At 73.4% G+C, this 23798-nt stretch carries 21 protein-coding genes; 16 read left to right on the top strand and 5 right to left on the bottom strand.

Annotated elements, in window-relative coordinates; all coding sequences use genetic code 11:
* Positions 1 to 183: 183 nt before the first annotated feature.
* Positions 184 to 342 (bottom strand): hypothetical protein, encoded by a 159-nt coding sequence (locus tag I6A60_RS14650; protein WP_203011836.1) that lies wholly within the window; start codon positions 340 to 342, stop codon positions 184 to 186.
* Between the two features lie 499 nt (positions 343 to 841).
* Between I6A60_RS14650 and I6A60_RS14655 the strand changes: the two genes are divergently transcribed.
* The 8 genes from I6A60_RS14655 (at position 842) to pheT (ending at position 10187) form a co-directional block, all read left to right on the top strand.
* Positions 842 to 2122 carry an SseB family protein gene (locus I6A60_RS14655; protein WP_307873679.1) on the top strand — a complete coding sequence of 427 codons (1281 nt, stop codon included), beginning with the start codon at positions 842 to 844 and terminating at the stop codon, positions 2120 to 2122.
* A gap of 567 nt (positions 2123 to 2689) precedes the next feature.
* Positions 2690 to 3202: a translation initiation factor IF-3 gene (gene infC, locus I6A60_RS14660; protein ID WP_374113366.1), complete on the top strand. Its 513-nt coding sequence runs from the start codon at positions 2690 to 2692 to the stop codon at positions 3200 to 3202.
* Positions 3203 to 3341: 139 nt separating this feature from the next.
* The gene (rpmI, locus tag I6A60_RS14665) at positions 3342 to 3536 is read left to right on the top strand and encodes a 50S ribosomal protein L35 (RefSeq protein ID WP_045875640.1); all 195 of its coding nucleotides are present in this window, start codon (positions 3342 to 3344) and stop codon (positions 3534 to 3536) included.
* Positions 3537 to 3769: 233 nt separating this feature from the next.
* Positions 3770 to 4153 carry a 50S ribosomal protein L20 gene (gene rplT, locus I6A60_RS14670; protein ID WP_013422879.1) on the top strand — a complete coding sequence of 128 codons (384 nt, stop codon included), beginning with the start codon at positions 3770 to 3772 and terminating at the stop codon, positions 4151 to 4153.
* On the top strand, positions 4150 to 5103 hold the full coding sequence (locus I6A60_RS14675; protein WP_374113367.1) for a TrmH family RNA methyltransferase: 954 nt from the start codon (positions 4150 to 4152) through the stop codon (positions 5101 to 5103). Before rplT ends, I6A60_RS14675 begins: the two co-directional genes overlap by 4 nt.
* The gene (locus I6A60_RS14680; protein ID WP_203022175.1) at positions 5100 to 6323 is read left to right on the top strand and encodes an ATP-binding protein; all 1224 of its coding nucleotides are present in this window, start codon (positions 5100 to 5102) and stop codon (positions 6321 to 6323) included. Before I6A60_RS14675 ends, I6A60_RS14680 begins: the two co-directional genes overlap by 4 nt.
* A gap of 254 nt (positions 6324 to 6577) precedes the next feature.
* Positions 6578 to 7669 (top strand): phenylalanine--tRNA ligase subunit alpha, encoded by a 1092-nt coding sequence (pheS, locus tag I6A60_RS14685; RefSeq protein WP_238435432.1) that lies wholly within the window; start codon positions 6578 to 6580, stop codon positions 7667 to 7669.
* 4 nt (positions 7670 to 7673) lie between these two features.
* Positions 7674 to 10187 carry a phenylalanine--tRNA ligase subunit beta gene (pheT, locus tag I6A60_RS14690; protein WP_203022173.1) on the top strand — a complete coding sequence of 838 codons (2514 nt, stop codon included), beginning with the start codon at positions 7674 to 7676 and terminating at the stop codon, positions 10185 to 10187.
* Between the two features lie 37 nt (positions 10188 to 10224).
* On the opposite strand, the gene I6A60_RS14695 is transcribed toward pheT, so the two are convergent.
* The 4 genes from I6A60_RS14695 to I6A60_RS14710 all read right to left on the bottom strand — a co-directional run bounded on the left by I6A60_RS14695 (position 10225) and on the right by I6A60_RS14710 (position 14791).
* Positions 10225 to 10836, bottom strand: a complete 612-nt coding sequence (locus I6A60_RS14695; RefSeq protein WP_238435433.1) for a hypothetical protein — start codon at positions 10834 to 10836, stop codon at positions 10225 to 10227.
* Between the two features lie 186 nt (positions 10837 to 11022).
* Positions 11023 to 11847 (bottom strand): DUF692 domain-containing protein, encoded by an 825-nt coding sequence (locus I6A60_RS14700; protein WP_203022172.1) that lies wholly within the window; start codon positions 11845 to 11847, stop codon positions 11023 to 11025.
* A gap of 161 nt (positions 11848 to 12008) precedes the next feature.
* A complete protein-coding gene (locus I6A60_RS14705) occupies positions 12009 to 13217 on the bottom strand; it encodes a beta-1,3-glucanase family protein (protein ID WP_203022171.1) in 1209 nt (402 codons plus the stop codon).
* Positions 13218 to 13267: 50 nt separating this feature from the next.
* On the bottom strand, positions 13268 to 14791 hold the full coding sequence (locus I6A60_RS14710; RefSeq protein WP_203041909.1) for a cellulose binding domain-containing protein: 1524 nt from the start codon (positions 14789 to 14791) through the stop codon (positions 13268 to 13270).
* Positions 14792 to 15028: 237 nt separating this feature from the next.
* Here I6A60_RS14710 and argC point away from each other — a divergent pair, with 237 nt between their 5' ends.
* The 8 genes from argC (at position 15029) to I6A60_RS14750 (ending at position 23402) form a co-directional block, all read left to right on the top strand.
* Complete coding sequence (gene argC, locus I6A60_RS14715; protein ID WP_203024055.1) at positions 15029 to 16093, top strand: N-acetyl-gamma-glutamyl-phosphate reductase; 1065 nt, start codon at positions 15029 to 15031, stop codon at positions 16091 to 16093.
* Positions 16094 to 16161: 68 nt separating this feature from the next.
* Positions 16162 to 17319 carry a bifunctional glutamate N-acetyltransferase/amino-acid acetyltransferase ArgJ gene (gene argJ, locus I6A60_RS14720; protein ID WP_203024053.1) on the top strand — a complete coding sequence of 386 codons (1158 nt, stop codon included), beginning with the start codon at positions 16162 to 16164 and terminating at the stop codon, positions 17317 to 17319.
* Positions 17316 to 18305 carry an acetylglutamate kinase gene (gene argB / locus I6A60_RS14725; protein ID WP_203024052.1) on the top strand — a complete coding sequence of 330 codons (990 nt, stop codon included), beginning with the start codon at positions 17316 to 17318 and terminating at the stop codon, positions 18303 to 18305. The genes argJ and argB overlap by 4 nt, the downstream gene beginning before the upstream one ends.
* On the top strand, positions 18302 to 19570 hold the full coding sequence (locus I6A60_RS14730) for an acetylornithine transaminase (protein WP_203024050.1): 1269 nt from the start codon (positions 18302 to 18304) through the stop codon (positions 19568 to 19570). Before argB ends, I6A60_RS14730 begins: the two co-directional genes overlap by 4 nt.
* Positions 19567 to 20508: an ornithine carbamoyltransferase gene (gene argF, locus I6A60_RS14735; RefSeq protein WP_203024048.1), complete on the top strand. Its 942-nt coding sequence runs from the start codon at positions 19567 to 19569 to the stop codon at positions 20506 to 20508. Before I6A60_RS14730 ends, argF begins: the two co-directional genes overlap by 4 nt.
* 55 nt (positions 20509 to 20563) lie before the next feature.
* The gene (argR, locus tag I6A60_RS14740) at positions 20564 to 21124 is read left to right on the top strand and encodes an arginine repressor (RefSeq protein ID WP_203024046.1); all 561 of its coding nucleotides are present in this window, start codon (positions 20564 to 20566) and stop codon (positions 21122 to 21124) included.
* A 110-nt stretch (positions 21125 to 21234) separates the two neighbouring features.
* On the top strand, positions 21235 to 22704 hold the full coding sequence (argH, locus tag I6A60_RS14745) for an argininosuccinate lyase (protein WP_374113325.1): 1470 nt from the start codon (positions 21235 to 21237) through the stop codon (positions 22702 to 22704).
* Positions 22704 to 23402 (top strand): DNA-3-methyladenine glycosylase, encoded by a 699-nt coding sequence (locus I6A60_RS14750; protein ID WP_203041907.1) that lies wholly within the window; start codon positions 22704 to 22706, stop codon positions 23400 to 23402. The genes argH and I6A60_RS14750 overlap by 1 nt, the downstream gene beginning before the upstream one ends.
* Positions 23403 to 23798: the final 396 nt, after the last annotated feature.

The raw sequence follows: 23798 nt of genomic DNA on the forward strand, positions 1-23798 counted from the left end.
TGCCTGATCCGAGGCGCCGACTTGCCTGCGCAGACGCCGATCATCCGGCCAGCTGCCGCACCTTGATCGAGAATTGCGCAGGGATAAAGGGGATGAATTGGGGCACCGAGCGCCGTCTTGCCTGCGCAACGAGTGATCAGGCGTCCTTGACCACCGGATGTGCAGGGGAAACTGGTGGGCCATTCACCCGGTGACGATCATGCCGCCGTCGATGCGGATGCTCCACGCCGGTTTGCGTACCAAACTGGCGATCATCGACCGTCGGCGGCGCGCTGAGGTGTGATGATCGCCAGTCTGGTATCGAAATAGTCGCTGCACGCCCCATATGCGCTTTTTCTCCATACCAGGTCCGCGATCTTGTCGATTGCAGCGGCTGGACACCGCCGGAGATCCGCGATCGCGTATGGAAATCGGCGCCATCCCCAACCTGAAGATCCACCGGAGATGGTGTGGCGCGCCGCCGCCCGACCCGCCCGGTCCGGGTGCTCGGCGCCGCTCGTGCCAAGGTTCGCGCACCAGATCTTGAGTCCTACTGGGCGGTCGGCCACAGACGAGACCCGCCATCACCACCTAGGACTGAGCGCCGACTGAAGGCCCAGATAAGGCAGCACGGTCCCGGATTGTTCCGTAGCTGCCAGAGGTGGAATTGGCGATCAGGGGGACGGCCAAACGCTGACGGTCACGGCGCCTGGCGGTCGCCTGCGGGGCAGATTCGCCGATACCACGTAGGGACAGACGCAGACCCCGGACTCGGATAGGCCAGCAGGGTCCAGAGGACGGCCGAAATGGCGATCAACGACCGGCCAATGTCGCCGCGGCAGCCGGACCATAGGGTTGGCCGGTGGCAGTCGACCTGATGACCCCGCCGGGCCAGGGCGACGCGGGCGAGGCGGACCCGCGGCTGCGGGCCGCGCTGGAGTCGGGCGACGAGGTTGCCGTCGCCGAGGCGCTGGCCGACGCTCGCGTCTTCGTCGGTGTCGAGTCCCGGCTGATAGAGCTCGCCGACCCGGCCGACCCGGCCGACCCGGCCGACCCGGCTGACCGAGCCGACCCGGACAGGGCCGACCCGGCTGACCGAGCCGACCCGGACAGGGCCGGCGCCGACCCGGCCGATCTGGGTGGGGCTGACCGGGTCGACCCGGCCGACCTGGTCGATCTGGACAGGGCCGGCCCGGACAGTGCCGGCACAGACCCAGACCCAGCCGGGCGAGGTCGGAAGCACAAGCTGGCCCGAGGTCACCGGCATCCGGGCAGGCCGGGACTCCGTGGCGAGAAGCAGTCCGAGATGGTGTTGGCCACCCTGCGGCTGCCTTCCGGGGCGACGGCGCTGCCGGTGTTCAGCAGCGCGGCCGCCCTGTCGGCGTGGCGCTCGGCGGCCAGGCCTGTCCCGGTCGCCGCGCTGGACGCGTGCGCCGAGGCGGCCCGACTGGGCCATCGGACCGTGGTCGTCGACGTCGCCGGCCCGGTCACGGCCACCCTCGACGTCAGCGCCCTCGCCGGTGCGCCCGAGACGGGACCCGGGACACGCGAGGCAGGGCCCCGGACTCCCGAGCTGGGACCCGAGACCGAGCTGGGGCCCGAGCCCGAGCTGGGGGGCCTGGCCGAGATGGGGGCCTCGGCCCAGACGGAGGGCCCGACAGAACCGACCCCGGCCAACTCGCAGGGAGGCTCACCAACGCCAGCGGGGGCCGACAGCGGTGGACAGGGGCCCGGGCCGGACCTGGCCGGTCCGGCGACCGGGCTGCGGCCGGCGGCGTGGCCGTGGGATGAGCGTCTGCGGTCGCGGGTCGCGGCCGAGCTGGACGCGTTGGCCGCCGCCGGGCTCGCCCGCGGCGCCCGGCTCTGGCAGGCCGAGCTGGTGACCGGCCCGGAGGCGGCCGCGGCTGGGCCGGCCGTCGCCGTCGCCGTCCCGACTGACGGGCCAGGGGAGACTGATGGGCCAGGGGAGGACGCCCGGTTCGACGAGATCGCCCGCCGGCTGCGGGCCGCCGTCCTCGTGGACGCGAACCAGCCGGCGCCGGCGGTGGTGTTCGTCGACGCCACGCAGGCCGCCGCGCTGCGCGCGAGCCTCGGCCGAGGCCTCGTGGCACGCCGTTGGCGCCGGCGGGCCGCACCGGCCTGAGCGCGGGGCGTTCGTCCTGACCGCACGGCAGGAGGTCCGCCAGCCTCAACCTAGGGCAGTCGGTTTGCTACGCTGGCTCGGACCGCCTGTCGACGGTCGGCACAGGGTTCCGCTTCCGGGTGTTCCAGGCCTGGTGACGGTGTTCGGGCCTGGGGGTGCCAGGCACGGCTGCTCAGCTGAAAAGGCTGGTAGCCACGGCCAGCGCACCAGCCACCTGAGCGTCTGAGGTGAGCGACCCGTACGTGTCGCGCTACGCCCTCACCGGGGCGGCGCCTGGAACAGCCCGCGCGGGTTGCCCCAGGTGGTCGGCAGGACCAAGCGGGGGTTCGCCCTCCACCCGAGTCACCGCCCGGCACCCAGGTGCCGGGTCTGGCCGATCGGATCCGTCGATCAGCCCCTGAAGGTGATCGGGTCGCCGGTCGGTCGAGTCGTTCCCTTTGGGCGCGGCATCGGCCGGGAGCTCGGATTTCCGAGCTTGGTGCTCCGCTGCGGTGAGGTCATGCCCGCGCGTCGAGCCATGGAGGAAACCAGATCAGCACAGAGTCACGCATCAACGACCGCATCCGCGTGCCCGAGGTTCGCCTCGTCGGCGCGGAGGGCGAGCAGATCGGCATCGTCTCGATCCAGGAGGCCATGCGGCTGGCGCAGGAGGCAGATCTTGACCTCGTCGAGGTCGCGCCGACCGCCCGGCCGCCCGTCTGCAAGCTCATGGACTTTGGGAAGTTCAAGTACGAGTCCGACCAGAAGCGTCGCGAGGCTCGGAAGAACCAGGTCCAGACGGTCATCAAGGAGATGAAGCTTCGGCCGAAGATCGACCCGCACGACTACGAGACCAAGAAGGGTCACGTCGTGCGCTTCCTCAAGGCCGGCGACAAGGTCAAGATCACCATCATGTTCCGTGGCCGGGAGCAGTCGCGGCCGGAGCTCGGTATCCGGCTGCTGCAGCGACTCTCGACCGACGTCGCCGAACTGGGGTACGTCGAGGCCCAGCCCAAGCAGGACGGGCGGAACATGACGATGGTCATGGCCCCCCACAAGGGCGCGAGCCAGCGGCGGCCCGAGCCCGAGCCCGCGCGCTAAGGCGGTTCGGAGCCCGGGGCACGGGGCGGCGGGCGCCGGCCCATGATGTCCACTGCCGGAATGCGGGCCCTGACGCTGCCCCAGGCGCGCTCGCCGAAGACATGCCAGGTTCCAACTACATCAGGACACGAGACTCGACATGCCCAAGATGAAGCCGCACAGCGGCGCCTCCAAGCGGTTCCGCGTCACCGGCTCTGGCAAGATCATGCGCCGTCGGGCCAACCGCGCTCACCTGCTCGAGCACAAGACGAGCCGTCGCACCCGTCGACTCAACGACGAGGTCGTGCTCGCCCCCGCGGACAACCGCCGCATCTCGCGCATGCTGGCTCGCTAGACAGGGCGAGCGAACCCTCGTTTCGAGGCTCTGGGTTAACCGCTCGTCGCGGTGATCCGGCCCGTTGGGGCTGGGTCGAGCGCGCTGGGCTGATCCTCTCGCCACGCACGGACCGAGCCACCGGCTCTGGTCGCGCGGCGAGTGGGACCGCTAGGTGACCGGTTGGCTGTTCCGGGTGCTCCCTTCGGAGACCCGGCTGCCGGCCACGAAGAACGTTAGGAGACAGTGCCCTCATGGCACGCGTGAAGCGGGCAGTCAACGCCCAGAAGAAGCGTCGCACCACCCTTGAGCAGGCGAGCGGCTACCGCGGCCAGCGGTCCAGGCTGTACCGCAAGGCCAAGGAGCAGATGCTCCACTCGATGAACTACGCCTACCGGGACCGACGCGCCCGCAAGGGCGACTTCCGGCAGCTGTGGATCACCCGCATCAACGCGGCCGCCCGCGCCAACGGCATGACCTACAACCGCTTCATCCAGGGTCTGAAGGTCGCGGGCGTAGAGGTCGACCGCAAGATCCTCGCCGACCTGGCGGTCAACGACGCGGCCGCGTTCACCGCGCTCGTCGAGGTCGCCCGCGCCGCGGTGCCTCCGGTGGCCTCGGAGTCGTCGGCGGCCTGACCGCCGCGCCTGCGGTGACAGCGTCGTTGAGGGGGCCCCAGCCACTGGGGCCCCGGGCAGCCGGTGTCGTGGCGGCCCGGCGGCTGCGTCGCCCCTCGGCCCGGCGGGCCGAGGGGCGCTTTCTCGCCGAGGGTTTCCAGGCCGTCGAGGCCGCGCTCGCGACCGGCCGGCTCACCGACCTCTTCGTCGGGGAGTCGGCCGCCGCACGGTTCGGCGAGCTCGTGGCGAAGGTGGCCGACACCGGAGTGCCGGTACGTCCCGTCACCGATCCGGCCGCCGCGGCGCTGTCCGAGACCGTCACCCCACAGGGCCTGGTCGGCGTCGCCACCCTTCCCGCGACGAGGCTCGCCGATCTCACCAACCTGCGGGGCCGGCCCGCCGGCGAAGCGGGTTGGCCCGCGGGTGGGACAGGACAACTGGGACAGGCTGGCCTGGTCCGCCCGGCCCTCGTCGCGGTCTGTGTGGCCGCGAACGACCCTGGCAACGCCGGCACCGTCATCCGGACCGCGGACGCGGCCGGCGCGGACGCCGTCATCTTCGCGGGCGACGGGGTCGACCCCTTCGGTGGCAAGTGCGTCCGCTCCAGCGCCGGCAGCCTTTTCCACCTGCCCGTCGTCACGGAACCGGACCTCGGCGTCGCCGTCGACTGGCTGCGCGCCGTGGGCTGCCAGGTGGTCGCGACCTCCGGCCACGGCGCCCGCGACCTCTACGAGGCGGCCGACGCGGGCGAGCTCGATGGCCCGACCGGGTGGCTGTTCGGCAACGAGGCACACGGTCTGTCCCCGGATGCACTGGCCGCCGCGGACGCGGTGCTTCGGGTGCCGGTGTACGGTCAGGCCGAGTCGTTGAATCTTGCGGTCGCGACGGCTCTCTGTCTTTACGCGTCCGCCCGGGCGCGGAGAATGGCCAGATCCGGTACGCACGGCACCGGGGGAGGTGAACGACGGTGACGCATACGGTCACCTCGGCGCCCACCCGCGTCGGTGGGCAGGCCGCCGGCCCGCAGGACGTCGCGGGCCCGGCAGGCGAGCCTGACGACGCGGACGCCAGCCTCGCGACGGCTGGAGCGCCTGACGCCGCGGCAGCCACCGATTCGTCCGGAGCCCCGGCCGGGTCGGTGACTGCCGCGTCGGCCACGGCGTACGACGGTCTCCCCGACGCGGTCGTGCTGACCGACGCCGACGGCGTGGTGCTCGTCTTCAACGCCGCCGCGGCGAACCTCATGGACGTCGACGCGGGATCGGTCGGCGGCCGGCACGTCACCGAGGTGCTGCCGCTCGTCGACGAGCGGGGCAACGACTGGTGGGAGGCCTCGACCGCGGGCCGGCGGCTGCCGCGCGTCACCGGCCAGCCGGAGCGACGCCTCACGTATGCCGGCCCGACGCGCGACCACGACTTCAACGTGACGGTGCGCTACACCCGGCAGGCCGGGCGGCTCGTCCAGGTCGCGCTGTGTCTGCGTGACACGGCCAGCCGGGAGCGCATCGAGCGCAACCGCTCGGACCTCGTGGCCACGGTCGCGCATGAGCTGCGCTCGCCGCTCACCAGCGTCAAGGGCTTCACGGCGACGCTGCTCGCCAAGTGGGAGCGGTTCACCGACGAGCAGAAGAAGCTCATGCTCAACACGGTCAACACGGACGCCGACCGGGTGACCCGCCTGCTGACCGAGCTGCTCGACGTGTCCCGGATCGACGCCGGCCGCATCCAGCTGCGCAAGCAGATCGCCGACCCCAAGGTCATCCTCACCCGGGTGCTGCAGGGCAAGGTCGCCGCCGGTGCCGCCGGCGCGGAGCGGTTCATCGTCCACATCGACGACGAGCTGCCGGAGATGTGGATCGACCCGGACAAGATCGAGCAGGTGCTGCACAACCTCGTCGACAACGCTCTGCGACACGGAGCGGGTACCGTGACTGTCGTACTGCGCGGCACGGAGACGGGAGCCGAGGTGAGCGTGGCCGACGAGGGTGACGGTGTGCCGGAGGCCAACGCGTCCCGGGTCTTCACCAAGTTCTGGCGTGGGGCCAGCCGGGGCAACGGCACCGGGCTCGGGCTCTACATCGCGAAGGCGCTGATCGAGGCGCACGGCGGCACGATCGTGGTCGGCCGGGCTCCCGGCGGCGGCGCGGAGTTCCGATTTGCCCTGCCCGCCGGCGCCCCGGTCTTCGGCTGAGCCGAAGCACCGCGAACGCTCCGGCGGGCGAGGCCGAGGAGGCCAAGCCTGGTCGCCGACCTCTGGTTCGGCTTCCCGAGCGCCTGTGATGTGCTCGCAGACATCCCGGCTGTCCGCTGGCGCGCCCGGCGGGCTTCGCCGAACGACCCGGAACCCTGGTTTCGACCCCTCGACGTGATGATGCGCGTGCCGCGGGGCCGGCCCACACCCGATCAAAAGGCTGACACCGGACTCGAATGACGATGACCGACACGATGACCGATCCGCAGCCCGCCGCCGGCGGTCCGCTCGCCCCGGCGGCCCTCGATGCCGCCGTGGCCGAGGCGCTCGCCGCTCTCGCGGCGGCCACCGACCTCGCCGACCTGGCCACGGTCCGTACCGCGCAGGTCGACGGCCGCTCGGCTCCGCTGATGCTGGCCCGCCAGAAGCTCGGCACGGTTGCCCGTGAGGACCGCGCCGACACCGGCAAGCGGGTCAACGAGGCGCTCGGCGCCGTCCGCGACGCCCACACCGCCCGGCTCGCCGAGCTCACCGCCGAGCGGGACGACCGCGTCCTGGTCGAGGAGCGGGTCGACGTCACGATGCCGGCCGCGCGCCGGCGTCCCGGCGCCCGCCACCCGCTGGCACTGCTGTCCGACCGGCTCGTCGACACCTTCGTGGCCATGGGCTACGAGGTCGCGGAGGGCCCGGAGGTCGAGCACGACTGGTTCAACTTCGAGGCGCTCAACTTCGAACCGGACCACCCGGCCCGCAGCGAGCACGACACCCTGTTCGTCGAGCCGGAGGGCAGCGGCCGCCTGCTGCGCACGCACACCTCGCCGGTGCAGATCCGCGCGCTGCTGTCGCGCCCGCTGCCGGTCTACGTCGTCGCCCCCGGGCGGACGTACCGCAACGACACGGTGGACGCGACCCACTCGCCGGTGTTCGGCCAGTTGGAGTGCCTCGCCGTCGACGAGGGCATCACGATGGCCGACCTGCGCGGCACCCTGGACGTGTTCGCCGCCGCGCTGTTCGGCTCCGGGCTCAACACCCGGCTGCGCCCGCATTACTTCCCGTTCACCGAGCCGAGCGCCGAGCTTGACGTCCAGTGCTTCAACTGCCGCGGTGAGGCCGCCCACCAGCCGTGCCGGGTCTGCTCGGACGAGGGCTGGATCGAGGCCGGCGGCTGCGGCATGGTCGACCCGAACGTGCTGCGCGCCGCCGGGGTCGACCCGGACCGGTACAGCGGCTTCGCGTTCGGCATGGGGCTGGAGCGGGCCGCGATGATGCGCCACGGCGTCCGCGAGATCCGCGACTTCGTCGAGGGCGACGTCCGGTTCAGCCTGCCGTTCGGAATCGAGGGCTGACGCGATGCTGATCCTGATGTCGTGGCTGCGGGAGCAGGTCCCTGGCCTGCCGCCCGCCGGGGTGGTCGCCGACGCGTTGATCCGCGCCGGGTTCGAGGTCGAGGGCCTGGAGTCTGTCGGCGGCCTCGGCGGGGTCGTGGTCGGCGAGGTGCTGGCGATCGACGAGGTCGCGGCCAAGAAGAAGAGCGTTCGCTGGTGCCGGGTCCGGGTGACCGAGGCCGTCGCCGGCGACCCGGAGTCCGGCGTGCGCGGGATCATCTGCGGCGCCGTCAACTTCGAGGTGGGAGACCGGGTCGCGGTTGCGCTGCCCGGCGCGATGCTGCCGGGCGGTTTCGAGATCACCGCCCGCAAGACCTATGGGCACGTCTCCGACGGCATGATCTGCTCGGAGCGCGAGCTGGGCATCAGCGACGCCCACGAGGGGATCCTGGTCCTGCCGCCGGACACGCCGCTGGGCGCGCACGTCGCCGAGCTGCTCGACCTGGCCGACGACGTGCTCGACATCTCGGTCACCCCGGACCGCGGCTACGGGCTGTCGGTCCGCGGCATCGCCCGGGAGGCGGCCACGGCCTTCGGCCTGCCCTTCGACGACCCGGGCGCGCCCACCGCCGCGACCGCGGGCGACGGCTACCCGGTCACCGTCGAGGACGCCGCCGCCTGCGACCGCTACGTCGCCCGGGTCATCACCGGCGTCGACCCCGCGGCCGTCACTCCGTTGCGCTGGGCCCGGCGGCTCACGCTGTCCGGCATGCGGCCGATCTCCGCCGCCGTCGACGTGACGAACGTGGTCATGCTCGGCCTCGGGCAGCCGTTGCACGCCTTCGACCGGGCCAGGCTCACCGGCGGGATCGTCGTGCGGCGGGCAAAGGCGGGGGAGCGGCTGCTGACCCTCGACGGCGTCGACCGGGCGCTCGACCCTGAAGACCTCGTCATCGCCGACGACTCCGGCCCGATCGCGCTGGCCGGCGTCATGGGCGGGGCGAGCACCGAGATCTCCGCTGCCACCACCGAGATCGTGCTGGAGGCGGCGCACTTCGACCCGCTCGCGGTCGCCCGCACGGCCCGGCGCCACCGGTTGTTCTCCGAGGCGTCCCGGCGCTTCGAGCGTGGCGTCGACCCGGCGCTCGCGCCTGCCGCTGCGCAGGAGGCGGTCCGCCTGTTCGGCGAGCTCGCCGGCGGCCAGCCCGCGCCCGGGACCACCGACGTCGACAACCGGCCCGCGCCGGTCACGATCCGGTTCCCGTTGTCCGAGCCGACCCGGCTGGGCGGCCGGCTGTACCCGGACGAGGTCGTGCGGACCCGGCTCGCCGACGTCGGCTGCGCGGTCGAGCCGGCCGGTGACGCGCCGGTCGACGAGGGCGTCGTGGTCGTCACGCCCCCGTCGTGGCGACAGGACCTGACCAGGCCGGCGGACCTCGTCGAGGAGGTCATGCGGCTGGAGGGCTTCGACACCATCCCGGTGACGCTGCCGCGGCTGCCCGCCGGCCGGGGGCTCAGCGAGTCCCAGCGGCTGACCCGCGCGATCGCCCGGTCGCTCGCGTACGAGGGCCTCACCGAGGTGATGACCCTGCCGTTCGTCGGCGCCGGCGTGGCCGACGCGCTCGACCTGCCGGCCGGCGACCGGCGCCGGGCGGCGGTGCGGATCGCGAACCCGATCGCCGAGGACGCCGCCTACCTGCGTACCAGCCTGCTCCCCGGGCTGTTCGACGCGGCGGTGCGCAACCTGGGCCGTGGCCAGGCGGACCTGGCGTTGTTCGAGATCGGCCAGGTGTTCCGCGAGCTGCCGACCCCGGCCGAGCCGGTGGCGACGCCGTCGGTGCTCGACCGGCCGACCGACGACCAGATCGCGGCGCTGAACGCGTCGTTGCCCGAGCAGCCCCGCCGGGTCGCCGGGGTGCTCACCGGCCAGCGCGAGCCCGCCGGGGTGGCCGGGGGCGTGTTGGCGCCCGGCCGGCCGGCGGACTGGGCCGACGCCGTCGCGGCGGCGCACGCGGTCGCCCGCGCCGTCGGCGTCGAGCTGACCGTCACCGCCGACGAGCACGCCCCCTGGCACCCGGGCCGGTGCGCGGCGCTGCACGTCGACGGGGAGCTCGCCGGGCACGCGGGCGAGCTGCACCCACGGGTGATCGCGAACCTCGACCTGCCGGCCCGGACGGTCGCCTTCGAGTTGTCCCCGGACGTCCTGATCGCGGCCGCGCTGCGCCACGGCGCGGCGCCCGCGCCGGTCGTCTCGCAGTACCCGCCGGCCGACCGGGACGTCGCGCTGGTGGTCGACGCCGCGACCCCGGTCGCCGACGTGTCGACGGCGCTGCGGGACGGCGCGGGCGACCTGCTCGAGTCGCTCACCCTGTTCGACGTGTTCGAGGGTGCCCAGGTCGGCGCCGGGCGTCGCTCGCTGGCCTTCGGCCTACGGCTGCGGGCGACGGACCGCACCCTGACGGCCGACGAGGCGAACGGTGTCCGCGACGCCGCCGTCGCCGAGGCCGGCCGCCGCACCGGCGCCGCCCTGCGGGCCTGACCCGCCGCGCCAGCCCGGCGCGGGCCAGGCGGGTTGCTCAGCGCCTCGGCGAACGCAGCCTCGGCGAACGCAGGATGACCGTCCCCAGGACGGGGGCGCGCAGCGCGACCAGCGTGCCCCCGTCCGCACGGTCGGCCAGCACGACCAGCCGACGGCGCGCCGCACGGGCGTAGAGCAGCTCACAGCGCGCGTCCAAGCCGAGATCGGCCCGGCGCGCGTGCCCGAAGGCCAGGCCGTCGGCGTAGGAGCCTTCGGGCGGCCGGCCGGCGGCCCAGGCCACGAAGAGGGCGGCGAAACCAGGCTCGGCCGCGAGGGCCGGCCACCGGCGGGCGACGTCGCCCCGGCGTTTGTCGAGCAGCGCCTGGCGGCTCGCGTCGAGCGCGCCCCGGTCGAAGCCGGCCGGGTCCGGGCCACCGGCGACCAGAGCGGCGAGCAACGCCGCCTGACCGGCGGCCAGTCGTGCCCTCGCGGCGGCGAGCCCAGCAGCGTCGGCGGTGCGAGACGCCCCGAGGTCCTGGTTGCGCGGGCCGCTGGCCGGGTCAGTTCCCCCCGCCACCGCACCCCCCGCCACCGCACCCACCGCCGCCACAGCTGCCCCCTCCACAGCCGTGGCCGCCGCCGCCGTGCCCGCCACCACAACCGTGGCCACCGTGCCCGCCATGCCCGTGCCCGGACGCCTCGCCGCCAATGCCGGTCGCTCCGGACACGTCGGAATCGAAGCCCCGCCGGCCGCTGGGCGCCTGCCGGCCGACGAACACCTGGCGGACCAGCCAGATGGCCAGCGCCGTCCCCACGCACAGGCCCAGGGCGGCCACGATGACTGCTATCGCCGTGCTCATGACGCCTGCCTTCGCTGGCTGTTCGCGGCCGCCTGGACGCGGTCGCACTCGGCGTGGAACTCGGTGACGGGTGGGTAGTCGCCGTCGCGCTCGACCAGGTAGGCCGGCGGATGGCCCGGCGGGAAACGGCGTACGGCCTCGGCGAGCAGCGCCAACTGGTCGGAGCCGACCGGGTGCAGGTGGGTGTCGTGGTAACGGCCGTCGTGCACGACCCCACCGGCGACGTGCAGGTAGGCGACCCGCTCCCACGGCAGCCGGTCGAAGGTGGCGACGGCGTCGAGGCCGTGGTTGATCGTGTCGCCGTGGAAGTTCGCGACGTCGACGAGAAGCAGTGCGTCGGTGCGTTCGACCAGGTCGGCCAGGAAGTCGGCGGGGGACAGCTCGTCGTCCGGCCAGCGCGCGAGCGCGGCCGGGTTCTCCAGCGCCAGCGGCACCGGAAGCTGGTCGCAGGCGATCCGGACGTTGGCGACGAGCACGTCCAGCGCGTCCCGGCTGTAGGGGATGGGCAGCAGATGGCCCGCCTCGGTCCCGCCGGCCCGGACGAAGGCCACGTGCTCGCTCACCAGCGGCGAGCCGAGCGACGCCGCGACGTCGGCCAGCCGGCGCAGCCGGGCCGGGTCCGGCCGCTCGGCGCCGCCGAGCGAGAGCCCGATGCCGTGCGCCACCACCGGTACGCCCAGATCCGTCGGCGCCGGACGCATGACCGCGTGCGGTGGCACGTGCTCCGCGATCACCTCGACGAACCCGAGGTCGGCCCGGTCGGCGAGCGCCGCGGCCAGCTCCGGGCGCCACCCGACCCCGAACCCGGCCACCGTGGTCATGCACCAGATCGTGACAGGAACGCGCCTACTCCGCCGCGGAACGTCCCCGACTCGACCCGGACCGGACCGCCGATCGCGTTCCGGCCGAACCGCGCGGCGAGCGACGACCGCGGCCAGCCCAGACCAGCTCGGTCGCGAGAGTTCCGGCGCCGCCTCGGGCGTCAGAACGGAGTGAGCACCAGGGTGAGCTGGGTCGGCGCGTGGTCCTCGACGTAGGAGGCCTGCCCGGCGACGTCGTCGAACGCGAAGCCGTAGGCGTGACCATTGTCGGTCTGCTCGTGCAGGACCCGCGCGTAGTGGTTGGTGACCGGGTCGCCGTAGAAGGTGCTCGGATCGGCGTCGGGCTGCGCGGCGTCGGTCAGCAGCGTCGACCGGTTGAACCCGGCCCCGAGCACCGCCGCGACCGGCCCGGTGACCCCGTCGTTGGGCGCGGCCAGCGCGCCGTCGCAGAAGAAGACGTCACGGCTGCTCGGCCGGGCGAACGACGCGACCCCGCCGTCGAAGGTGAGCCTGTCCCCGATCACCGTCCCGGTCACTCGCCGCGCCGCAGCGTCGACGACGAGCTGACGGGACCGGTAGGCATCCCACACGGTGTTGATGTAGGAGTCGTAGTAGGTCGCGGGGAACAGCCCGGCCTGGATGCCGTGCCCCGGGGCGATCACCCGGACGTCGTCGACGACCAGCGGGGCGAACGTCGGGTCGGCCCGAAGCGCGGCGAACAGGGCGTCCCGGCCGCCGGGCCTGACCTGGCCGGTGCTCTGGTCACCGTCGCCGTGCAGCCGCAGCAGGAGCGGGACGCTGAACATGTCGACCATGGTGGTGTTGCAGAACATCCCGGCCGCGTTGTAAGTGAACTCGGCGAAGTCGTGCAGCACCTCGTAGCCGGGCGCGTCGCGCACCCAGCCGACCGGGTACTGCAGTGCCGGCTTGCCGGCCCCGTCGGCGACGATCCGGAAGTCGAGCCTGGCCCCGATCGAGACGTAGATCCGCCCGGACATGCCCACCGGGATCGCGGCGACGGTGTCGCCGTCGGCGACCAGCGGGATCGCGAGGTCAGCGCCGTCCGCGCCGAGGGCGACCGGCGTGACGCTGCCGTCCGCGTGGCCGTAGACCTGCCGCTCGGTGCTCAGGTCGGTGCCGACTATGTAGAACCAGATGTCACGGTTGGCGTACCGGTAGGTGTGGTTGACGAGGACCAGCGGCAGCGGCGTGCCGGGCGTATGAGCTGGGATGTCGACCGCTGCCTTGTCGGTGGCGACCAGGCGCGCCGGGCCTGCCCGGCTGTCGCGGGTGGCGGCGGCGACGCCGGTCACGCAGGCTCCGGCCAGCACGGCGGCGCCGCCGCCCAGCAGGGTGCGTCGGTTCAGCATCAGAGATCTCCTCGATGGCGGGACGGTCGCGGCCTCGGCGGTCAGAGTCCTCAGCCGGCGGCGAAGATCCGGGTGAACTCCAGCGGCTGCTGGTCGAGGCTGCTGCAGGTCGGCTGGGCGAAGCCGGCCGGTCCGCCGGGGCACGGCTGGTCGCGGGTCAGCGACCACATCGACAACCAGGCCAGCCCGTGGCCTGTGGCGAATGCGGCCAGCTGGCGGGCGTCAGCCTCACGGAACACCTCGGTGCTCGTGTCGTTGACGCCGATCATCGGCGTGACGGCGAGACGCGACCAGGCGTCGGTGTCCGAGAGCCCGAGCACGCCCTTCACCTGAGCCTGCGTCGCGGTTGCCGCGTCGATGGCGTAGCTGCCCATCTGGCCGTCAGGGTTCGGTGCGACGCCGTCGCCGAAGTCCATCGCCATGACATTGACTGAGCCGACTGCGACACCGCGCTCCCGCGCGTTCTCCAGGAGGGCCACGCCCGGCTGGGTCAGTCCGGAGGGCAGCACCGGCAGGGTGAACGACACGTCCAGCGGCCGGCCCTGGGCCGTCGCGTCCCGCTGGAGCTCGGCGATGGCCTGGTCACGCCGGTCGACCGCCGCGGCGTCGGACAGCGCCGCGCCCTCGATGTCGAAGTCCACCCGGCTCAGGCCGTAGGCGCTGATGACCTGGCCGTACGCCGTGGCCAACGCGGCCGGGCTGGCGCAGGCGCTCGCGAGCTCGGTGCCGTTCGCGCCCCCGAACGAGACCCGTACGTCACCGCCCAGCGCGCGCAGCTGACCGATCTGGCCTGGCACCCCGTCCTGGTTCAGCTCGGACACCCCGCCCCACCTCGGGGTGCAGCCGCCCCCGCCGGCAAGCACGAACGCGAGCGTGTACGTCCGCACTCCGGTTGCCCGCGCGGCCGAGACCAGGTCGAACGGCGGGTACAGCGAGGTGTCGATGTAGGGCGCGAAACGGTTCGAGCCGGCGCCGGGCGAGGCGGTCGCCGGCGGCGCGGTGGCGGGCGGCGCGGTGGCGGGCGCCGACGTGGCCGTCTCGGTCACCGGCGGTGAGGCCGGCGCGGTGGCGGGTGGCGTGGCCGGGGGAACGGTGGTGGTGGCCGACGGCGCCGAGGTGGGCCCGGCGGGGTCGCCGCCCGGCGCGCAGGGGCCGCCATCGATCCGGCAGCCGGTCGGGTCGGCGACCGTGCCCGTCGTGCTCACCACGAAGCCGACATCGACCGCCGCGCCGGGCGCGAGCTCGGGCTGCCACGTCGCGGGTGTGACGGTCACGTGCTGGCCGCCCACCTGATACTGGGCGTTCCACAGCGAGGTGAGCCGCGCGCCGGCCGGCAGGTCGAACTCCAGGGTGAACCCGCGGGCGGACCCGGTCGTGTTCGTCACCGTGTAGTCGGCGGAGTAGCCGGTCTCCCAGGCCTGCGTCCGCGTGTAGGCAGCGCCGAGGACGGCAGCCGAGGCCGTGCCGGGAACGGTGAGGGCCAGCACGAGCCCAGTCGCCGCGGCCAACGCGGCCGCCGTGCCGGAGATGATCTGGCGGCGGCGCCGGCGGTGCCGACCCTGCTTCGACCACATCGTGGGGTGACCTCCTCGGTGGGCGTTGGTGCCGGAGGCTAGCCAGCGCGCGGGCCGGCGCCGCCTCACCTGAGGCAGCCGAGAAGGTCTCTTAGGACTGGCTTAGTGGTTGGAGTGGAAGTTCCCTGGAACGGGGGCATCCCCCGGCGGTGCACACCACCCGAAACGAGCGGGGCGCTCGGACCGGCATCGAAAAATACTGGATGGCCATGCGTCTTCGTGCATAGAATTGCGGCCATGGGCATGACAGCGGCGGTCATCGGCGGCAGTGGCTACGGCGGCGGCGAGCTCCTGCGCCTGCTGCTCGCGCACCCGGAGATCGAGATCGGCGCGGTGGCCGCGCACACCAACGTCGGCGAGGACATCGCGGACCTCCACCCGCACCTGCCCAGCCTGTATGGGCAGACGTTCGTGGACACCGCCGCGGCGGTCGCGAGCGGCGCCGAGGTGATCTTCCTGGCGCTGCCGCACGGCCGCTCCGCCGAGGTCGCGGCCGCCATCCCGACCGGCATCAAGGTCGTCGACCTGGGCGCGGACTTCCGGCTGGAGAGCGCCGACGCCTGGGCGAAGGCCTACGGCGGTGCGCACGCCGGCACCTGGACCTACGGTATGCCCGAGCTGCCCGGCGCCCGCGCCGCCATCGCCGCCGCCGAGCGGGTCGCCGCCCCCGGCTGCTACCCGACCGCGGTGACGCTCGCGTACGCGCCGCTCGTCGCCGCGGGCGTCATCGACCCGTCGGACCTGGTGACGGTCGCCGCCAGCGGCACCTCGGGCGCCGGTCGAGCCGCCAAGGCCAGCCTGCTCGGCTCCGAGGTGATGGGCGACGTGACGGCCTACAAGGTCGGCCGCCACCAGCACCGGCCGGAGATCGTCCAGAACCTCACCAAGGTCGCGGCCACCGGCGTGCCGGGGCCGGCGGCGACGGTGAAGGTGTCGTTCACCGCCTCGCTCGCCCCGATGCCGCGCGGCATCCTCGCGACCTGCACGGCGAGGCCGACAGACAAGGCATCCACCGACGGTCTCGGCGCCGACCTGGCCAGCGGCATCCTGCGCGCCTACTACGACGACGAGCCGTTCGTGACGGTGCTGCCCGCCGGCCGCTGGCCGCGTACCTCGGCCACGCTCGGCAGCAACACCGTCCACCTGCAGGCGACCTACGACGAGGACGCTGACCGGGTCGTCGTCGTCTCGGCGCTCGACAACCTGACCAAGGGCGCCGCCGGCCAGGCGATCCAGTGCGCCAACCTGATGCTCGGCCTGCCGGAGACCATGGGCCTCCCGCTGACCGGCCTCGCCCCCTGAACCCCGCGAAACGCCTCCCAGCAGCGCAGAACCCCATAGGCGCAGAACCCCAGAATCGAGGAACGCAGGTGAGCGTCACCGCCCCGAAGGGCTTCCGGGCCGCCGGAGTCGCGGCCGGGCTCAAGCCGTCCGGGCGTCCGGACGTCGCGCTCGTCGTCAACGACGGGCCGTCCGATGCCGCGGCCGCCGTGTTCACCACCAACCGGGTGCAGGCCGCGCCCGTCCAGTGGACCCGCCAGGCGCTGGCCGACGGCCGGCTGCGCGCCGTCGTCCTCAACTCGGGCGGGGCCAACGCCTGCACCGGCCCGGACGGCTTCGCGGACACTCACTTCACCGCCGAGCACGTCGCGAAGGCGCTCGACCTGGGCGCCGGCGACGTCGGGATCTGCTCCACCGGCCTGATCGGGGTCCGGCTGCCGATGGACCTGCTGCTCAACGGCGTCACCCGGACCGTCGCCCAGCTCTCCGCCGACGGCGGCCCGGCCGCCGCCGAGGCGATCCGGACCACCGACACCGTCAGCAAGCAGGCGGTCCGCTCGTCCGCCGACGGCACGGTCACGGTCGGCGGCATGGCCAAGGGCGCCGCGATGCTCGCCCCGTCGCTGGCGACCATGCTCGTCGTGGTGACCACCGACGCCGTCGCCGACGCGGCGACGCTGCACCGGGTGGTCAGCGAGGCGACCCGGCTGACCTTCGAGCGGATCGACTCCGACGGCTGCCTGTCGACCAACGACACCGTGCTGCTGCTCGCCTCCGGCGCGTCCGGCGTGACGCTCGCCGAGGCCGAGCTGACGGGGCTCGTCACCGACGTCTGCATGGACCTCGGCAAGCAGATGATCGGCGACGCGGAGGGCGCGACGAAGGACATCGCGATCACGATCACGGGTGCCGCCAGCGAGCAGGACGCGCTGGAGGTCGGCCGGGCGGTCGCCCGCAACAACCTGCTCAAGTGCGCGCTCTACGGCAAGGACCCCAACTGGGGCCGGGTGCTGGCCGCGATCGGCACCACGAAGGCCGCCTTCGAGCCCGACGAACTCGACGTCGCGATGAACGGCGTCTGGGTCTGCAAGGCCGGCGCCCCGGGGGAGTCCCGCGACCTGGTCGACCTGTCCGGGCGCGAGATCGCCATCGTCGCCGACCTGCACGCCGGCACCGTCGAGGCGACGATCTGGACCAACGACTTGACCGACGGCTACGTCTACGAGAACTCGGCCTACTCCACATGAGCTTGCTGAACGGCGCCGAGGCGGCGCCGGCGCAGGCGCGGGGGCCGGCGGCCACCGCGCGGGGGCACGCGGCGCTGCCGAAGACCCAGGTGCTGGTCGAGGCGCTGCCGTGGCTGGCCCGGTTCCACGGCGCGACCGTCGTCATCAAGTACGGCGGCAACGCGATGGAGAGCCCCGAGCTGCGCGAGGCGTTCGCCGAGGACGTCGTGTTCCTGCGGCTGGCCGGGATCCGGGTCGTCGTCGTGCACGGCGGCGGCCCGCAGATCACCGCGCACCTCAACCGGCTCGGGGTCCAGTCGAGCTTCGTCGGCGGCCTGCGGGTCACTACCCCGGAGACGATGGAGATCGTCCGGATGGTGCTCGTCGGCCAGGTGAACCGGGACGTCGTCGGACTGATCAACAACCACGGCGCGTTCGCGGTCGGCCTGTCCGGCGAGGACGCGAACATGTTCACCGCGCAGCGCCGCCCCGCGATCGTCGACGGCGAGGAGGTCGACATCGGCCTCGTCGGCGACGTCGTCGAGGTGGCCCCGGAGACGATCAACGCGCTGCTCGACGCCGGCCGCGTCCCGGTCGTCGCGACGGTCGCCCGCGGCGAGGACGGCAACGTCTACAACCTCAACGCCGACACCGCCGCCGCCGCGCTCGCCGTCGCGCTGGGCGCCCTCAAGCTCGTGGTGCTGACCAACGTCGAAGGCCTGTACGCGGACTGGCCGAACTCCGACGAGGTCGTCAGCGAGCTGCCAGCCGACCAGCTGCAGGACCTGCTGCCGACCCTGTCCTCCGGGATGATCCCCAAGATGGAGGCCTGCCTGCGGGCCGTCGACGGCGGGGTGCCGCAGGCCCACGTGCTCGACGGACGGGTCCCGCACGCCGTCCTGCTGGAGATCTTCACCGACGACGGCATCGGCACCCTGATCACCCCCACCGTCAAGGAGGACGCCGTGGCGCCCGCCCTGACCCCGAGCACCGGAGGAACCCCTTGACCCCCAGCACCGCCGCCGCGACGCGGCCCGCCGCTGGACCGGGCGGCGCCGAGGACCTGTTCGACCGGCGGGACAAGGTCATCATGGGCACCTACGGGCGGCCGGCCGTCGCGCTCGCCCGCGGCGAGGGCACCCGGGTCTGGGACGTCGATGGCAACGAGTACGTCGACCTGCTCGCCGGGATCGCCGTCAGCGTGCTCGGCCACGCCCACCCGGCCGTGCGGGCAGCCGTCGGCGCGCAGCTCGGCCAGCTCGGCCACACGTCCAACCTCTACGTCAACGAGCCGCAGGTCCTGCTCGGCGAGCGGCTGGTGCGCCTGCTCGGCGCCGACGCCCGGGTGTTCTTCGCGAACTCGGGCGCCGAGGCCAACGAGTGCGCCATCAAGATCTCCCGCAAGACCGGCCGCACCGAGATCATCGCCGCGGAGAACTCCTTCCACGGCCGGACCCTGGGCGCCCTGTCGATCACCGGCCAGCCCGGCAAGCGGGCTCCCTTCGAGCCGCTGCTGCCCGGCGTGACGTTCGTGCCCTACGGCGACGCCGCCGCGCTCGAGGCCGCGATCAGCGAGCGCACCGCAGCCGTCTTCCTGGAGCCGACCCTCGGCGAGGCCGGCGTCATCGCCCCGCCCGCCGGCTACCTCGCCGCCGCCCGCGCCCTGTGCGACCGGACCGGCGCGCTGCTCGTCCTCGACGAGGTACAGAGCGGGCTCGGGCGGACCGGCGTGTGGTTCGCCCACCAGCACGAGGGCGTGCTGCCCGACGTGCTGACCCTGGCCAAGGGCCTCGGCGGCGGGCTGCCGATCGGCGCCTGCATCGGGATCGGGGCGGCCGGCCGGCTCCTCGGGCCCGGCGAGCACGGCAGCACCTTCGGCGGCGGGCCCGTCGTCTGCGCCGCCGCGCTCGCGGTGCTCGACACGATCGAGGCGGACGGGTTGCTCGCGCACGCGACCGCCGTCGGCGAGCGGCTCGCCACCGGCATCCGGGCCGCGGCCGCCGCCGGCGTGCCCGGCATCGGCGGAGTCCGCGGCGCCGGCCTGTGGCTGGCGATCGAGCTCTCGACCCACACGGCTGCTGCCTTCGAGACCGCCGCCCGCGAGGCAGGTTTCCTGGTCAACGGCATCGCGCCGGCGACAGTCCGGCTCGCCCCGCCGCTGGTGCTCACCGAGGCCGACGCCGACGCGTTCCTCGCGGCCCTGCCCGCCATCGCGGCCGTGGCCGCCGGAGCCATCGAGCCGTCGGCCGGCGATCGTAAGGTCGGGCCATGACGATCCGGCACTTCCGCCTCGACACCGACCTGACGCCCGCCGAGCAGGCCGCGGTCCTCGACAGCGCCGACCTGCTCAAGGCGGCTCGGCGGACCCCGGCGCACCCGCGCCCGCTCGCCGGCCGGTCGGTGGCCCTGATCTTCGAGAAGCCCTCGGCTCGCACCAGGGTCTCCTTCGAGGTCGGCGTCACCGAGCTCGGCGGTCACCCGATCGTCCTGGACGCCAACACGATCGGCCTGGGCAAGCGCGAGTCGATCGAGGACATCGCCAAGGTGCTCAGCCGCTACGTCGACGCGATCGTCATCCGTACCTTCGGCCAGGACCGGGTCGACCGGCTGGCCGCCGCCGGCACCGTCCCGGTGGTCAACGCGCTGTCCGACTTCACCCACCCCTGCCAGGCCCTCGCCGACCTGCAGACCGTGCGTGACCACCTCGGCACCACCAGGGGCGTCACGCTGACCTACGTCGGCGACGGCAACAACGTCTCCCGCTCGCTGCTGTTCGCGGGGGCGATGGCCGGCGCGCACATCCGGGTCTGCGCCCCGAAGGGCTACGAGCCGGACGCGGGCGTCGTCGCCCGGTCCGCGCAGCTCGCCGCCGGTACCGGCGGATCGGTCGCGGTGCTGCACGACCCCGCGGCGGCCGCCGACGGCGCCGACGTGCTCTACACCGACGTCTGGGCGTCGATGGGCCAGGAGGCCGACGCGGCCAACCGTGTCGACGTCTTCCGCCCCTACCAGCTGAACGAGGCGCTGATCGCGGCGGCGAAGCCGACCGTGAAGGTCATGCACTGCCTTCCCGCCCACCGCGGCGACGAGATCACCGACGGGGCGATGGACGGCCCGGCCTCGGTGGTCTTCGACCAGGCCGAGAACCGCCTGCACGCCCAGAAGGCGCTGCTGGCATTCCTGTTCTCGGCCCTCGAAGCCCCCCAATGATCGCTGGGACCCACAGTGACCGCCGGAACCCCGCAATGACCGCTGGGACCCCAAGATGACCGCTGCGACCCAACCGGTGACGCCGCTGACCAAGCGGGCCCGGCACGCCCGGCTCGCCGCGCTCATCGGGGCCCATCCGGTCCGCTCGCAGACCGAGCTCGCCCGGCTGCTCGCCGCCGAAGGGGTCCGGGTCACCCAGGCCACACTCTCGCGCGACCTGGACGAGCTGGGCGCGACGAAGGTCCGCGGCCAGGACGGGCAGCTGGTCTACACCGTCGACCCGGGGCTCGCCCCGGTCGAGCTGGTGCGGCTGCCCCTGTCCAGGCTCTGCGAGGACCTGCTGGTCTCCGCCGAGGCGAACGGTGACCTGGTCGTCCTGCGTACCCCGCCGGGCGCCGCGCAGCTGTTCGCCTCCGCGCTCGACCGCGCCGCGCTCCCGGAGATCATGGGGACGATCGCCGGCGACGACACCATCCTGGTGGTCTGCCGCCTGATCCCGGTGCCGGACGAGCCGGCGGACGGTCTCGACGCCCCGGCATCGGCCCCCTCCGGCCCGCGGCTGGCCGCCAGGCTCCTCGGCCTGGCCGAGGGACGCGCCACGCCGCCCGAAGGGTGACGCAGGTCCAGGAAACGGGCACGACCGCGACGAAGGTTCGCGCGTACCAGAGAACCGCGTGACGCGGGCCGCTGACCTGCGGCCCGCGTGGACATAGGGAGTTGCTTCAGGTGAAGACGACCGGCAGCCCGGCCGGGACGGGCGAAACGGCTGGCAACGAGGCCAACGGAGCCGGAGGAGCGCCGCTGCGCCTCTGGGGCGGCCGGTTCGCCGGCGGCCCGGCGGAGGCGCTGGCGAAGCTCTCGGTGAGCGTGCATTTCGACTGGCGCCTCGCGCCGTACGACCTGCTCGCCTCGAAGGCGCACGCGCGCGTGCTGTACCGCGCCGAACTGCTCGACGACGCCGAGCTAGCCGCGATGCTCGGCGCGCTGGACGACGTCGGCGCGGACGTGGCCGCCGGCCGGTTCACCGCGACCATCGAGGACGAGGACGTGCACACCGCCCTGGAGCGGGCTCTCGTCGAACGGCTCGGCACCCTCGGCGGCAAGCTGCGCGCCGGCCGCAGCCGCAACGACCAGGTCGCCACCGACCTGCGTCTCTACCTGCGGGCCGCCGTCCGCCACGTGGCCGCCGTGCTCACGGAGCTGTCCGATGCACTCGTCGACGTCGCCGAGGAGCACGCCGCCACGCCGGCGCCCGGGATGACCCACCTGCAGCACGCGCAGCCGATCTCGTTCGGCCACCAGATCCTCGCCCACGTGCACGCGTTCGCCCGCGACGTCGACCGGCTGCGTGACTGGGACCGGCGGGCCGCCGTCTGCGCCCTGGGCGCCGGAGCGCTCGCCGGCTCCTCGCTGCCGCTGGACCCGGAAGGCGTCGCCGCCGAGCTCGGCTTCGACCGGGCGTTCGCCAACTCGATCGACGCCGTCTCCGACCGCGACTTCGCCGCCGAGTTCCTCTTCGCCGCGGCCCTGATCGGGGTGCACCTGTCCCGGCTGGGCGAGGAGATCGTGCTGTGGACCAGCCGTGAGTTCGGCTGGGTCGAGCTCGACGATGCCTTCGCCACCGGCAGCTCGATCATGCCGCAGAAGAAGAACCCCGACGTCGGCGAGCTGGCCCGCGGCAAGTCCGGGCGGCTCATCGGCGCGCTGACCGGCCTGCTGGCGACCCTGAAGGGCCTGCCGCTCGCCTACGACCGGGACCTGCAGGAGGACAAGGAACCGGTCTTCGACGCCGTCGACACCCTGCTGGTGGTGCTGCCGGCGGTCACCGGGACCGTCGCGACGATGAAGGTGCGGACCGAGCGGCTGGCGGCCGCCGCGCCGGACGGCTTCTCGCTGGCGACCGACGTCGCCGAGTACCTCGTCCGCCGGGGCGTGCCGTTCCGGTCGGCGCACGAGGCCGTGGGCGCGCTGGTGGCCTGGTGCGTGGAGCACGACGCCGACCTCGGCGAGGTCTCCGACGCGCAGCTGGCCGCGATCAACCCCGCGTTCACTCCGGACGTCAGGGACGTGCTGTCCGTCGCCGGCGCGCTGGACGCCCGGTCGGCCCCCGGCGGCACCGCGCCGGCCCGGGTCCGCGAGCAGATCGCCAACCTGCGCCCGACGCTGGCCGCCGACCACAAGTGGGCCGTCGGCTAGTGCCTGACCCCGGCTCGCCGGCGGCCCCGGCGCCGCTCCCGGCGAACTTCTACGCCCGGCCCGTGCTGGCCGTCGCGCGCGACCTGCTCGGCGCGACGGTCCGGCACGGGCCGGTCTGCGTGCGTCTCACCGAGGTCGAGGCCTATACGGGCCCCGATGACCCGGCCTCCCACGCCGCGCGGGGACCGACGCCCCGTTCGGCAGTGATGTTCGGTCCGCCTGGCCACGCCTACGTCTACTTCGTGTACGGCATGCACTGGTGCCTGAACATCGTCTGCGGGCCGGCGGGGACGCCGTCGGCGGTGTTGGTCCGCGCCGGTGAGGTGGTGGCTGGAGTGGACCTGGCGAGGGCGCGGGCCCCCCGGCTGGTCGACCGCGACCTGGCCCGCGGCCCCGGCCGTCTCGCCCGGACTCTCGGAGCCGACGGCAGCCTCACGGGATCGCCCGTCATTGGCGGAGGGCCGCTGGTCGTCGAGCGGGGGACCCAGGTGGACGACACCCAGGTCTGCACGGGGCCACGGATCGGCCTGCGGGTGGCGGTCGAACGGCCGTGGCGGTTCTGGGTGGCCGGAGATCCGACCGTGAGTGCCACCAAGGGCCGGACCGCGCCGGTGACCCGCGTGGGGCCGGACCTTCAGTGGGCTGGACCTGCACTGGGGCCGGCAGACCAGCCTCCCATACCTGATGAGATCGTCTAGATGCGTCCCAGCATGTGTGACGCAGGTCACATCGATTTAAGCCGTCTGCGTTTGACGCTTGCCGTCGCACGACCGTAATGTTCTCCTCACGGCGCCGAACACGGCGGGCCGGAGCCCCCCACGGGGAGCTTCTGGAGAAAGACCGCAGAGCGGTCAGACACTCCAAATCGCCCTCGGCGCCGACACGGTCTCGAACTGAGATATCTGGGGCGTGGCGGTCACCGCACTGGCGGAGGACCAGACACGATCCATCCGATCCTTCGGAAAAGGCGAACAATCGCGCCGGTAGTTCACCCGTCAGGGTGGGCCCGGTTCATGCGTCCGCTCCTTGAGAACTCAACAGCGTGCCATAGAAGTCAGTGCCATAAAACCCCGTCTGTGGGTGGCGCTGGTCTG

Source organism: Frankia sp. AgB1.9, assembly GCF_016786355.1.
Lineage (GTDB): Bacteria > Actinomycetota > Actinomycetes > Frankiales > Frankiaceae > Pseudofrankia.

Bases quoted from the DNA above. Each gene is read 5' to 3' on its own strand.
- I6A60_RS14650 (WP_203011836.1), bottom strand. From the start codon at position 342: ATGGAGAAAAAGCGCATATGGGGCGTGCAGCGACTATTTCGATACCAG.
- rpmI (WP_045875640.1), top strand. From the start codon at position 3,342: ATGCCCAAGATGAAGCCGCACAGCGGCGCCTCCAAGCGGTTCCGCGTC.
- rplT (WP_013422879.1), top strand. From the start codon at position 3,770: ATGGCACGCGTGAAGCGGGCAGTCAACGCCCAGAAGAAGCGTCGCACC.
- pheS (WP_238435432.1), top strand. From the start codon at position 6,578: ATGACCGATCCGCAGCCCGCCGCCGGCGGTCCGCTCGCCCCGGCGGCC.
- pheT (WP_203022173.1), top strand. From the start codon at position 7,674: ATGCTGATCCTGATGTCGTGGCTGCGGGAGCAGGTCCCTGGCCTGCCG.
- I6A60_RS14700 (WP_203022172.1), bottom strand. From the start codon at position 11,847: ATGACCACGGTGGCCGGGTTCGGGGTCGGGTGGCGCCCGGAGCTGGCC.
- I6A60_RS14705 (WP_203022171.1), bottom strand. From the start codon at position 13,217: ATGCTGAACCGACGCACCCTGCTGGGCGGCGGCGCCGCCGTGCTGGCC.
- I6A60_RS14710 (WP_203041909.1), bottom strand. From the start codon at position 14,791: ATGTGGTCGAAGCAGGGTCGGCACCGCCGGCGCCGCCGCCAGATCATC.
- argC (WP_203024055.1), top strand. From the start codon at position 15,029: ATGGGCATGACAGCGGCGGTCATCGGCGGCAGTGGCTACGGCGGCGGC.
- argB (WP_203024052.1), top strand. From the start codon at position 17,316: ATGAGCTTGCTGAACGGCGCCGAGGCGGCGCCGGCGCAGGCGCGGGGG.
- argF (WP_203024048.1), top strand. From the start codon at position 19,567: ATGACGATCCGGCACTTCCGCCTCGACACCGACCTGACGCCCGCCGAG.
- argR (WP_203024046.1), top strand. From the start codon at position 20,564: ATGACCGCTGCGACCCAACCGGTGACGCCGCTGACCAAGCGGGCCCGG.